Here is a 13030-nt window from a genome sequence, read left to right as displayed (position 1 = left end):
AAGGATGTGAGTTCGTGTGAAAAAGTTAGTTGTCTATACCGCCTATTACGATAAAACTGCCTTTACTCGTTATTTTACCAAACTGACCGACGAGATTGAAATTCACTACGTCGAGAGCGAAGAGGAACTCCTGGGTGAGCTCCCGACCGCTACAGGTCTGATCACGATCCCCTTCACAGAAAAGATGCTCGAAATGGGAGAGAACCTAGAATGGGTTCAGTGCCTGCGCGCAGGTGTGGACAAATACCCCATCGAGAAGATGAACGAGCGCAACCTCATCCTGACCAACGCCAAGGGTATCCATCGCGTCCACATGGCTGAGTATGCCGTGGGGATGATGATCGCGAAACAACGCAACTTCTTCGTGATGCATCGCAATCAGTTGAAAAGAGAATGGATCCGCAACATCCCGCAAGATGAGATCAACGGCAAAACCGTCGCTATCCTGGGTCTCGGGGCCATCGGCCGCGAGGTGGCGAAAAAAGCATCGCTCATGGGCATGCGTGTGATCGGTGTCAAGCGTTCTCCCGAGAAGGTGTCCTATGTTGATACCTTGTACAGCGACGTGGACATGCTCCGTGCCTTCTCAGAAGCCGACTTTGTTATCAATCTGCTTCCCTATATCCCGCAGACCGAAAAATTGATCGGGACCGAGCACTTCCGTGCCATGAAAATGGGCGCCACCTTTATGAACATCGGCCGGGGTAAGACCGTCGATGAAGAGGCTTTGATTCAAAAACTAACGGAAGAGCATATTTCTTTCATAGGTGATGTCTTTTTTGAGGAACCCCTCCCGGAAGATAGTCCACTGTGGCATCTCGAGAATGTCATCATGACGCCCCACATCTGCGGTGAGTCCGTCAACTATCTGGAGAAGTGCCTCGAGGTGATCGGGGTCAACCTGCCGCTGTTTATCAAAGGGCACTATGAGGAAATGATCAACCAGATCGATCTGAACGTCGGTTACTAGAAAACCACTCCATACAAAAAGCGCCTGCGAGAGCAGGCGCTTCTTTTTGTGTATTTACTCTTCGTCGTCTTCTTCGCCGATAACAGGCACTTCGAAAGTCTCGTCCGTCTCTTCTTCGGGCTCGATCTCTTTGTCGGCACCGATGAGTGTGGCAATCGTCGTGTTGAGGTCCGTCAGGACTTCAATATCTTCGTTTGAAGCAACAGAAAGATCTGCAATCGTAAGGGCTTCGCCGAACTCAAGACCGCTTACGTCCACTTCGATCGATTCGATAAGATCTTTCGGGAGAAGCTTGAGCTCTACTTCGTGCAGAAGCTCTTGGACAACACTCGTCTGAGGGAGCTTGCCCTTGCCAACGAAGTACAGCGGAATACGTACGCGGATGGCTTCGCCGGCCGTCAGGCCCTGGAAGTCGATGTGGCGGAGTTTACCCTTTACCACATCACGCTGAACGTCTTTCACGAGAGCAAAGATCTTTTCCCCATCGATCTCGAGGTTCAAGCTTGAACCTGATCCGTGACGCTTGAGGAACTTATCCATGTCCTTCATGTTCACTTTTAAGTTTCTGTTTTCAATGTGTGCACCGTATAGAACCGCCGGAACAAATCCGTCTTTCCTGAGGTACTTCACTTTACGTGAACCCGTCACGTCACGATCGAATACTTTTACTGTTTCAGTAACCATCTTCTTACCTCCTGTATTTTCTAAAAAATTTTTACACGAAATCATCTACTCTTCATTCTACCCCAAATCGCCATCCATTTCAAACAAAAATCGTAAAAAGAGGCCGGAAGCCAGCCCCTTCTGACGATCAAGCACTTTAGACCTTGAATTTTTGTGTTTCTTTCGAGAGCGTCACCGCTACTTCGTTGAGCTCATTCGCCAGACCCGCGACACTTTGCACGGCATCTGTCTGTTGTGTCACAGAAGCACTGACCTCTTCTGTAGAGGCTGCCGTTTCTTCTGAAACAGCCGATACACTTTCAACAGAAGCCACGATCTCGTTTTTATCGTTATCGAGCTCTTTGATCGATCCGCTCATCTCACGGATCTTTGTGCTCAGCATCTCAATGGAAGTGGAAATCTCACCAAAGGTCGTGTTCACCTCGTTAACAGATGCCGTCTGGTCACCCGTCATGGCTTCCACGAGATCCATCGCTGTCGATGCCTTGTCACCTTGGCTCTTGATCTCCGAGATGATCCCGTTGATGTTCTCCGTTGCGTTAGAGGTTTGTTCCGCGAGCTTGCGGATCTCCTCGGCCACCACGGCAAATCCGCGTCCCGCTTCACCGGCTCTAGCCGCTTCAATCGAGGCATTCAGCGCCAAGAGATTGGTCTGCTCGGCGATCTCGCTGATGGTATTGGAGATTTTTCCGATGTCAGCCGTCTGGTTGTTCAGGTTATCGATGACCGTAGAAATATCTCCGATAGCTTTATTGTTCTTCTCCGTATTCTCTTGCAGCGTACGAACGGCATTGATGCCCTTTTCATTTTGTCCCATGACGCCTTCCGTCTCATTCAACATCGTGTCAGACGATTCAAGAAGTCCTCTGAGCTTATGATCGAAAGTAGATACGAGGCTGGCCATCTTCTCGATGTCCTCTGCCTGTGCATTCGTACCGTTTGCGATATCATCCACCGCACGCATCACTTCATCCGTAGAGGCGGCCGTCTGCTCCGAAGTAGCAGCTAGGGTTTCTGAGGATTCTTTGATTCGCTCGGCTTCTGAAAGCACGTTTTTAATGAGCCCCGATACCTGATCGAGCATGGAGTTAAAGTGCTCGGCGAGATCGTGGAATTCGTCTTTGAATTTATTGTCGATCCGGTCCGTGAAATCACCAGACTCCACCACCTGCACACTCTTGGTGATCGCTTGGATCGGGGCCACCATACGGTTCGCATAGATCAAGGCGAAAAAGATGCCGATCGCGATTGCGGCGAGGCCCACCACCAAGGTGATATTACGAACAGCCTGCGTATTGTCCACGATCTCTTGCTCTTCAAAGGTGCTGATCAGACGCCACCCGTTATCCAGTATCGACATGTTGGCAATCTTGTGGGCACCATTGAAATCGTACATGATGTTCAGACTGTCTGATTGCTTGACGAAGTCGTTGAGTTCTCCTGCATCGACATCCTCACCTAGAACCAATCCCACCACGTCGGGATTTGGATGGGTGATTGTGAAACCATTGGCGGTGAGAATCGTGAAGTACCCGCTATCTCCAATCACCTTTTCACTGACGTTTTGATTGAGTGTCGATAGGCTCAGGTCGAGGGCCACAACACCCTGCAGGGCATTTCCCTTTTTCACCGGTGCCGCTACGGTCACGACGAGATCACCAGAAGACGCGTCTTCATAGGGATCCGTCCAGACGATCTGATCCTGTTCGACTGCCGCGATGTACCACCCGCGTTCCGTAGGGTCGTAGCCCTCGGGAAGAGATTGCTGCGGTCTAAGCATCATGACCTTGTCTTCCGTTGCCATGTAGGCGTTCATGACATCCGGATATGTATCCAGTGTATTGTCCAGTTTTTTGTATACCTGCACTTGGTTTGTTGCGAAACTCCGCACGTTGATGAACCGCTCATCACGAGCCAGATTCTCCAGGTACTTCTCATACATGAAAAATTCCGTATCGAGGCTATTTTTCACCTCATCCGCATAGTTGCTCGCTTCTTCTGTATATTGATCGAATAGTTGGTTATAGGATGCGTTGTAAACAATGACGCCCAGTGTCGTGATCGGAATCACGAGCAATAAAATGAAAGCTAAAATCGTCTTCCCTTTGGTCTTTAGTTGCAATGTAGTGCCCCCCTTGGTCTGTATTCCTCAGATAGCCGGTGAATCAGCCGAAAAAACCAGCTATCTACTATTGTCGGTCATTTGGTTAAAAAAATCAACAATCATTCGGAAAATTTAGTCACCATTGCTCTCGAGGCAGTCCCAGGTAATAACCCTGTGCATAATCGATCCCCAGTTCGCGTACCAGCTCGAGGATCCTTTCATTCTCTACGTATTCAGCCACGGTTTTGATGTGAAATGCCCGAGCCATATACACGAGCGAACGAACCAAATGCACATTGGACTCGTTGCCATCAAGGTCCCTGATAAACGCACCATCGATCTTCACATAGTCCACGGGCAAATGTTTCAAATAATGAACGGAGGAGAATCCGGTGCCAAAATCATCGATTGCAAAGGTGAACCCCAGTCGTTTGTACTTGTTCAGAATTTCATCGAGATTGTTCAGATCACCCACATGTTCTGTTTCTGTAATTTCAAAAGTGATTCGCCAGGCGGGCACTCTTTTCTCCTCAAGGTAGGCAAGGAGTCGCGATAAATACCGATCGTTGGTAAGCAGTTTTCCCGACAGGTTGAAGGACAATCGAAGATCTCGATCTGATAACGCCAAGCAATCCACGCTCTTTCGAAAGACCGCAAAGTCCATCTCCTCAATCAAGTTGAACTCTTCAGCGATGCGCACATAGCGGTAGGGTGATAAGATCTTGCCGTTCTCTTGAATCCTCATGAGGACTTCGTATATCGACACTTCGCCCGTTCTCACATCCACGATCGGTTGGAAATACGGGATAATGCGGTTTTCACTGATGGCTTCTTCCACTAGGCTCTTGTTCTTATACTTCCGCACGCGGATGTTATTCAGATGCTCCAGCTCCTGGTAAACAAAGAAGTTGTCCTGGGAAAGGTTCATGATCTCATCAAAGTTATCGCGCACCTGGTATAGGACATCGGGATATTGACCTTCTGATTCCTGCAGTCGCAAGAGACCACAGAACACGTGGAAATGTACGAAGTCGTCATCGATGTTCAGGTTCACTTCCGAGAGTGTATCGACGTGAGCTCGCACCAGCTCATAACTTTCGTGGAACGGTTTCTCCCGAAAGAGAAAAATGAACTCATCTGCGTTCAAATGATACAGTTCTCCTGCTCCAGACAGAATTTCCTCCACCAGAGCGGAGAACCCTGCGAGTAGTCGATCACCGAAGTCGTTCCCATATCGAAAGTTGATCTGGGCGAAACCACGGATATTCAGGTACAGAAGCGATTGGTTTGCCTTGTGATCAAAGCGTTTTTGAATCTGCACGGACAAGCGATCGGTATGGGATCGCTCCCCTACATCCACAGGCGATGAGGGCAAGGCCCGGGAGCGAATGACTAACACACAAGCCAATGAAAGCAAGAGAACGGCCATACCGAGAATCCAATCAAGACCGAGAGACATCGGATGCCCTTGCACCAAAAAACCAATTTTTGCACGGGTCAACCACCAGTAGATCAACAGGAGAGAAAGAGATGAGATCACTAGTAACAATAGAAGTCTTTCATTGCGCTGTTTCGACTGAATTTTCAACATAAAAGAGACACCTCCCGGTACCATCATACGCTTGTATCTATGATGATATCAGGGATGCGTCTCCCTGTATAGCATTATTTATGGGAAATTTTTCCATAATCCTAAATTCTTCTACCCACTCCTCATTCTGAAACTCCAAGACATACCGCGCCTCTCGGATCACAGGACCCAAACGCCAAGGTTTGAGCCCTTCGATTACCCGAAGCACCTTTCCCTCGGCATCGAGATAAACCACATCTATCGGAAACCGCATGAACAACATATGAATGCCGTTACAGGGCGTTAAGATGTACAGTGTCTCCCGATCGATTGTCTTCTTGAGCATCAACCCCTTGAAGCGGGACCAAAAGGTAGCCAGCGGCACAACACGTTGGACATTCATCAGAATCCACTACTAAACTGTTCGAAAATCTGGATCAAAGCCGGTCCAAGAATCACAACAAAAAGTGTAGGAAAGATGAAAAAAATTAGCGGAAAAAGCATCTTGATTGGTGCCTTCATTGATTTCTCTCGTGCACGCTGACGCCGCTTCTCCCGCATTTGATGACTTTGGATCTTTAGAATATTCCCGATGCTCACACCCAGTTCATCCGCCTGGATGATGGAGCTAAGAAAGGCCTGGATATCCTGCACATCACATCGGGCGATCATGTTCTTGAGTGCTACACGTCGCTGCACACCCATGCGAAGTTCCTTGAGCAGAATGCTAAATTCAAGCGCCAAGGCATTATCCATAGATTGTACCAAACGGGCCAAAGCGCCATCAAAGGACAAGCCTGCTTCCACACTGACCGTAATCAGATCGATAGAATCCGGCAACTCTCGTTGCAGCTCCTCTAGGCGTTTCTTCATCCGTATGGATAGGGATAAGTTAAATCCAAGATAAGTGATCATGGCCATCAGCACAGTAAACATGAGGACTCGAAAGGAATCAAGCTCTAAAAAAAACAGAAGAAAGTAAACTGCCAAAGGAATAGCGATTGTGAAGATAGAACGCTTCAGGATGAAGTTTCTAAGCGCATGAGCGCTGTAATCGCCCGTCTGTTCAATCCGATGCTTGAGTCTTTTTTGCATACGTCCGGGCGTAAACCTAAGAACCCGCTCTCCAGCTTTAGAAAAGGGACCTGTGATCAAGCGCTGGCGCAGGCTCTGCTTCATGCGATCATCATCCACCCGTAGCTCGCGGTGATGCTCAAGATCTTTCAGACGTTTTTTTGCCCGTGCACTTTTCTGCGTAAATGCTAGGAAAATCGTCACAAAAAGAAGAAAACTAATCAAAAAAATGAGTATCATCATAAGACTCACCTACACTTTTATTTCTATTATTCGCTTGATTAAATAGATACCAATCATTTCACTGACTAGAGCCGTTATCACCAAAGCGCGTCCAATGGGATGCGTGAACAGGAGAATCATATAATCAGGACTCATGAAAAATATCATTATTGCAACAGCAAAAGGTAACAAAACAACAATAATCCCCGATAACTTACCCTGTGCTGTCAATGTCCGAATTTCTCCTTGAATTGTTAACCTTGCACGGATAGTTTCCGAAATGTTCTCTAGAATCTCAGCCAGATTACCTCCTGTCTTCCGCTGGATCATGATTGCCGTAATCATCAGTCCAAGGTCCTCACTATCCATGCGGTGACGCATGTGTTCGAGCGCCTCATCGGCGTCGATGCCCAAGCTCATTTCTTTGGTGAGGATCGCAAACTCCTTCCCCAGAGGATCCGGCATTTCCTTGGCCACAGAAGCCACCGCCTGCATGTAACTGTAGCCAGCTTTCAACGAGTTAGCAAACAGATTCAGTGCATCGCCCAACTGTTCATCGAAGGCTTTTTCTCGCTTGTTCTTAAGGTGTTTGATGTATCGAATCGGTAATATCCAAGCGAGTACAAACGCTCCAATCGCTAACCATAGGTTTTGTACGAAAACCGCTAGTAGTGAGAAGGTGAGGGTGGATCCCATGAATCGTAGGGCATTAAGCTCTTCAACCGATAGTGGAACATCTGCTTTTTTAAGTAGTGTAGCGTATTTCTTATTCAGTCTATCAAATAGTCCAACCGCACCTACGCGTCCCATGAAGGCTTTGAAAGGGCGCTCCTTCTTGTTGAGGGTTCGATTGTTCTTCGATGGTTCCTGTCGCTCATAGTAACGCTTGATTCGTTTCTCCGGTGAACTTTTCCGCTCACCTTTGAACAGTAGATAGAAACTGAGGCCGAGTGCTAATCCCACCGCTTGAATCATCAGGATAATCTGCCACACATCGCCACCTCCCTTCTATTGAAAAATACTGTTCGGCACGTTGATGCCTCTCTCTTTCAAATGCTCCACGGCCTTCGGCATAACACCGGTATATTCAAAGTGTCCCTTGACCTTACCACGCCCGTCCAGGCCCTCTTGTTTAAAGCGGAAGATATCCTGAAGAACGATGACATCACTCTCAAGGCCGTGTACCTCTGTGATATGGGTGACTTTACGAGAACCATCCTGCAACCTGGCCTGATGTACAACCAGATTCAAAGCAGAGGCCACTTGGCTTCGAATGGCCTTGACCGGTAGGTTCATTCCACTCATAAGTACCATGGTCTCTAGGCGTGCTAACATATCCCGAGGAGAGTTGGCGTGGCCTGTGGTAATCGATCCATCGTGACCTGTGTTCATAGCCTGGAGCATATCCAGCGCTTCACCGCCACGCACCTCACCGACGACTATTCGGTCGGGTCGCATACGCAGGGAGTTCTTCACGAGATCTCGGATGGAGACCTGTCCTTTGCCTTCGATGTTAGAAGGCCTGGTTTCGAGTCGTACGACGTGTTCCTGGGAGAGCTTGAGCTCCGCCGCATCCTCAATTGTTACAATACGCTCGTCATGAGGGATAAAAGAGGACAGCACATTCAAGGTGGTTGTTTTACCACTGGACGTTCCACCGGAAACGATGATATTGAGTCGCCCTTCAATGCAGTGTTTTAAGAACTCTGCCATTTTAGGCGTCATTGTATTGAAACTAATTAGATCTTCCACCATATAGGGATCTTCCGAAAATTTTCGGATTGTCAATACCGGTCCGTTCAGAGCAAGCGGTGGGATAATGGCGTTTACACGCGACCCATCGGGGAGGCGCGCATCTACCATCGGTGAACTTTCATCAATACGCCGTCCGATGGGTGAAACAATTTTCTTGATCACGTGTACCACGTGATTGTCATCCTTAAAGTGTGCCTCCGAGAGGATGAGCTTCCCATCCTTCTCGAAGTACACGTTGTGTGGCCCATTGACCATGACCTCGGTTACATCCTTATCATTGAGGATCGATGTGATGGGACCGAAACCAAGGATCTCGTCCATCAATTCTCCGACGATCCGATGCTTCTGACTATTGGTCATGTTGAGCGACTCTCGTTCGGAACTCTCCACGATTAACCGATTGATTTCTTCTTGATGATCGTGGAAATCTTCCGTGAGGTGTTTGAAATCGATATCGAGCTTCTGGATGACCTCATTTTGAATTTTCATCTTGAGTCGATTGTAACTATCCTCTCGGGCTGCCTCTTTCTTGGTATCATTACCCGAGGTCACTTGTCGTATACGGTTATTCAGAGACATATTGGGCCACCACCTTTATAAAGTCAAATTGCTTCTGCCAATGCTTTGAGCGATTTTTCGAATCGAGTGGGGAGTACTTTACCCACCTTTGTCACGGGTTCACCGAGTTGTACGGCGTCCTCCAATAGTTTCTTTTCTAGAGGCAAAGCTGCCGTTATGGGGTACTTGAGTATCTTCTTGATGTCCGCCTCAGAGATGCGGTTCCGCTTGTCCCGTTTATTCAGCACGAGCTTCAGTTTGTCCACATCGTAGCTGAGAGACTTCATGACGTCGAGGCCAACCATCGTGTTCTTGATGGATAACAAATCGTACGTCGAAATCATGTAAATCTGCGAAGATAAATCCAAAGCTGTCAATGTTGGTTCGGAGTAGTTCGTCCCCAGATCGATGATAATTGTATCGTAGTGCTGACGAGTGGTTTTGATAATCGAAGCTAATGCCTTGGCAGATACGAACTCCGCTTCCTCGGGTTTTCTCGGGGCAAGAAGCACATCAAAACCCTCTTGTGTTTCCTGGAGATAATCATGATAGGCGTTGAAATCCTCATAGACGTGATCTTCAATCAGATCGATGATTGTTTTCAACGGTCGGATATCCAAGAGAATCCCGATGTCCCCAAAAAGAAGGTCTGCATCAATCAATAGGACTTTCTTCTTCTTTGAAAGCATCACTGCCAGGTTGGTCGCGAGAACCGTCTTGCCCACACCGCCCTTGGTGCTGAAGAAGGAGATCACTTCTGCAAATTTTTCTTCCTTTTCAACGACGACATTCAGGTTTTCTTTCCTTTTGGACTCAAGGGATATGGTATCTCGTACGGATTGAATCAAATCCTCCGGACTGAAGGGTTTGATAATATAGGATTTCGCCCCTGAGGTCATCGCTTTTCTGAGGTATTCCGTCTCACTCTGCACACTCATGATGATGACGGAAACCTCAGGGTAATGTTCGTAAATATACTCGGTCGCCTCGAGACCATTGAGCACGGGCATATTGATATCCATGAGCACAACGTCCGGGCGGATGGTTTCAAGTTTTTTTAAGACTTCTGCACCATCGGCAGCTTCCGCTACCACTTCGAAGGATGGTTCTAACTCCACAATGCGTTTCACCGAGGCTCTGGTTTCCTCGCGATCATCGGCGATCATCAGTTTAATTGTCATCTGTCTCTCCCTCCCCCGCCGGTGGTGGTGTGTTCTGCGATGGTAGTCTCGGGATATAGAGAATTTCTCCCGTCACGATGATGTTATTGTCTCCGATATTGTTGGCTTCTTTGATCAATGGATACTGATCACCATCTTCATAGAATCTTTCGGCCAACTCAATCAAAGTGTCTCCGTATTTCACTTTGTATAGTACATAAGTGTCGACAGCCTGATCTGCTGGTGCCAAGACGTCTGCATCTTCTACGATGCTACCTTCACTGATCACGTCATATTCTGGGAAGAGATCGCGAATATAAGTGCTTTCATTCGCCAGGATATCCTGCCATACAGCACCTTCGGTGATCAGACGATCATCGTCACCAATTGGACGCAAGGCTAATTTGATCGTTCCAATCTGTTCGATTAGAAACAGTTTCTCAATTTCAGGGGCAGTTGCCGCCAAAGTGATGTTGTAGCTATCTGGAGAATCCGGTGCCGGTTCATACGTCCGACTTACCTGGCGACCGATGGCCAGCACGCGGATATTCTGTAGGACGAGCTTTGTTAGTTCCGGACGGACGACCTCGTCGCCCTCTCCACCATCAGCTCCTTCACGCAACTCGGGTAGGTAGACAAATAAATCAATGAAGTCTCCGGGTTTGATCAAATTGGATACGCCAACGGTCTCATTGATCCGCATAGACACTGCACGCTCTGTGGGATTGAGCAACCCAACAACCCTGCTGGTAGCATCCGTTAGGACTTTATCCCTGTGGAAACCTTCACCAGACAGGATTGTTTGGTCTACGTACCTACCGACGATTTCTTCACGCTGAGTCAAGTAGTCCGCTTGATCAAAAGTCGCAGGCATTTCTTTAACGATCACGTCTTCTTCCGTGATTTTCGTACCAACAGTTAGATCTCGGCTGGCTACGAAAAAGTCTACATTTGCCACGACCTCTTGCTCTGGAATCTCTTGGTCCATATATTGATAAACAAAATAACTGAGTAATCCTGCTAGTACGAGTGAGATAATGAGTAGTAATAATCCGAGATTTTTCACCTGTTGGTCACCTCTATTCTGTTAATGCGATGCTTTGAACACCTGTGTCGGTAGTAGTGGAATTTCCAGAGCCCGGTGCAGTAGCCGATTCAACAAAGGCGCCCTCTAATGTGAAGTTTTTAAACGTGTTCTTATTCACTTTCGTTACATCAATCTCATCGATCGGTTTTCCGTCGAGGGTAATAATATTGAACGCTGCAAATGATATGATCACGACATCCTCACCACCATTGAATTCTCCATCTATCACGTTGATGATAGGAATAATCCACTTGGGGTCATCTTGCAACTCTGCAATGATTTTTTGTGCATTCTCATCAGAAAAGGAATCATAGGAAAAATTAAGACCCATATTTCCTGTTTCTGTAGGAACAACATCACCTATGCTCCATGTTTCATTTGAGCCTTCGACAAAATTTTTTGCCAGCAATTTACCTTCATTGAGTCCATCCCCACGATCAAACTCCAAGTATCCGAAGTTACCGCTTAATCCGCTGGGTGGTCCAAATTTCAGCGTGAATACTGTGCCAAAATCCGGATCTAATCCACTATCTTTATAAAAAACTTCATCTTGAACAAAAAGTGGTTTCAATCCGCTAGATATCGAATAGGATGAATATATCCCTGCTTTCGCTCGATGATAGACTTGCGATGTGTTATGTCCCAGAACGCGAGCAAAAAAATTACTCACAGTCTTGGTTCCTTCTCCTGTGATTTCGCGATGATCTCCAGAGATGGTAAAAGTAACACCTGTAGTATCAAATCCATTTAGTTGGAGATAGTCTTCCGCGATATCGACTGCATCATTTGGAGCATCTGGCAACTCCTGGACCCCCGCAAGTACTGCCGCATCAATGGCTTTTGTGAGCTTTTGATCCTCACGTGCGATTCGTCCATAATCTACCACTAGCGCTGTCATACCAAGCATAGCTACTATTCCAAGGGCAATCAGTACTGTTACCGCTCCATTTTCATTTCTCAATCGTTTCATAATTGATCACTCGATTCTCATACTAGCCTCACCTTCGAGGTTTAATGTGTTGCCGACAATTGCTGATATCATAGGAGTAATTAAATCCATACTGTAACTCAAAGTCACGGTCAATGTTTCTCCTTGATCTCGATCTGCTTCAACAGGCGAAATCGATGAAGTGAGATGAGAAGGGTTCAACGTACTCGTCCTCGAATTGATCACCGCTTCAATCTCAGCATCTGTATGCCTCACAGCGCCTACCCTGGCCGCATCTCTCGCCGCGTGCTCTAATACAAGCGTTGCATTAAAGATCCTCCCGAATTCAAAAATTCCTAATAAGAGAAGCAACAAAATTGGTAATACTAATGCAAATTCCACCAACGTCTGACCCTTTCGATTGTCCAATCGTCTCATATACATCACCATTTCTGTAAGAAAAAAGACCTCACCCGTATCGCGCAAGGTCTCTTAGATCTTCCTCTAAAGCCGACTTCTCTAGGGACTTGCCGGAAATCTATTGACAATAAACTCATAATAACTCGCTAAGCCTTCACCAAAGAATTGAATCGCACCAAATATTGCAATGGCAATCAACATAATAATCAACGAGTATTCTATCAGCGACTGGCCTTGATTACCCCAACAAGTGATAGTCGATATTCTAGCACAGAAAGTCCATCTAGTTGTTTGCTTACGATCCCGATTCAACTTGATTGGTAATTCTTTCAAATACGTTTCCAATTCCTCCACCCAAAGCAGTTAATGCAACAATGACTACAATTGCAATCAACACAATAATCAACGCGTACTCCACCATGCCCTGTCCTTCTTCGTCGTGCGTCAGGATGTACTTGAGGTTGTTTAGATAATTCCATAATGCTAACATGATTCATT

The 13030-nt window shown here is 47.0% G+C and carries 13 protein-coding genes; 1 reads left to right on the top strand and 12 read right to left on the bottom strand.

Going from position 1 to position 13030, the window contains the following annotated elements:
• Positions 1-16 precede the first annotated feature (16 nt).
• Complete coding sequence (locus ACULM0_RS09395; protein ID WP_463677292.1) at positions 17-970, top strand: D-2-hydroxyacid dehydrogenase; 954 nt, start codon at positions 17-19, stop codon at positions 968-970.
• A gap of 54 nt (positions 971-1024) precedes the next feature.
• Here ACULM0_RS09395 and ACULM0_RS09390 read toward each other — a convergent pair whose 3' ends face one another.
• The 12 genes from ACULM0_RS09390 to ACULM0_RS09335 all read right to left on the bottom strand — a co-directional run bounded on the left by ACULM0_RS09390 (position 1025) and on the right by ACULM0_RS09335 (position 13022).
• Complete coding sequence (locus ACULM0_RS09390) at positions 1025-1654, bottom strand: 50S ribosomal protein L25 (protein WP_463677291.1); 630 nt, start codon at positions 1652-1654, stop codon at positions 1025-1027.
• A 136-nt stretch (positions 1655-1790) separates the two neighbouring features.
• Positions 1791-3776 carry a methyl-accepting chemotaxis protein gene (locus ACULM0_RS09385; protein ID WP_463677290.1) on the bottom strand — a complete coding sequence of 662 codons (1986 nt, stop codon included), beginning with the start codon at positions 3774-3776 and terminating at the stop codon, positions 1791-1793.
• A 118-nt stretch (positions 3777-3894) separates the two neighbouring features.
• A complete protein-coding gene (locus ACULM0_RS09380) occupies positions 3895-5349 on the bottom strand; it encodes an EAL domain-containing protein (protein WP_463677289.1) in 1455 nt (484 codons plus the stop codon).
• A 37-nt stretch (positions 5350-5386) separates the two neighbouring features.
• Positions 5387-5731: a DUF192 domain-containing protein gene (locus tag ACULM0_RS09375; protein ID WP_463677288.1), complete on the bottom strand. Its 345-nt coding sequence runs from the start codon at positions 5729-5731 to the stop codon at positions 5387-5389.
• Positions 5731-6645 (bottom strand): type II secretion system F family protein, encoded by a 915-nt coding sequence (locus ACULM0_RS09370; protein ID WP_463677287.1) that lies wholly within the window; start codon positions 6643-6645, stop codon positions 5731-5733. The genes ACULM0_RS09375 and ACULM0_RS09370 overlap by 1 nt, the downstream gene beginning before the upstream one ends.
• Before the next feature lie 9 nt (positions 6646-6654).
• Positions 6655-7617, bottom strand: a complete 963-nt coding sequence (locus tag ACULM0_RS09365) for a type II secretion system F family protein (protein ID WP_463677286.1) — start codon at positions 7615-7617, stop codon at positions 6655-6657.
• A 15-nt stretch (positions 7618-7632) separates the two neighbouring features.
• Entirely contained in the window at positions 7633-8958 is a 1326-nt protein-coding gene (locus tag ACULM0_RS09360) for a CpaF family protein (RefSeq protein ID WP_463677285.1), read from the bottom strand.
• A 23-nt stretch (positions 8959-8981) separates the two neighbouring features.
• Positions 8982-10118 (bottom strand): AAA family ATPase, encoded by a 1137-nt coding sequence (locus ACULM0_RS09355; RefSeq protein ID WP_463677284.1) that lies wholly within the window; start codon positions 10116-10118, stop codon positions 8982-8984.
• Positions 10108-11163 (bottom strand): Flp pilus assembly protein CpaB, encoded by a 1056-nt coding sequence (cpaB, locus tag ACULM0_RS09350; protein WP_463677283.1) that lies wholly within the window; start codon positions 11161-11163, stop codon positions 10108-10110. The genes ACULM0_RS09355 and cpaB overlap by 11 nt, the downstream gene beginning before the upstream one ends.
• Before the next feature lie 13 nt (positions 11164-11176).
• Entirely contained in the window at positions 11177-12154 is a 978-nt protein-coding gene (locus tag ACULM0_RS09345) for a TadE/TadG family type IV pilus assembly protein (protein ID WP_463677282.1), read from the bottom strand.
• Positions 12155-12160: 6 nt separating this feature from the next.
• Positions 12161-12598: a TadE/TadG family type IV pilus assembly protein gene (locus ACULM0_RS09340; RefSeq protein ID WP_463677281.1), complete on the bottom strand. Its 438-nt coding sequence runs from the start codon at positions 12596-12598 to the stop codon at positions 12161-12163.
• Positions 12599-12827: 229 nt separating this feature from the next.
• Positions 12828-13022: a Flp family type IVb pilin gene (locus ACULM0_RS09335; RefSeq protein ID WP_463677280.1), complete on the bottom strand. Its 195-nt coding sequence runs from the start codon at positions 13020-13022 to the stop codon at positions 12828-12830.
• Positions 13023-13030: the final 8 nt, after the last annotated feature.

The organism is Halotolerantifilum yawarlongkerapense (assembly GCF_054506745.1).
The sequence above is the reverse complement of the archived record's forward strand: the minus strand, read 5'-3'. Positions and strand labels throughout refer to the sequence as shown.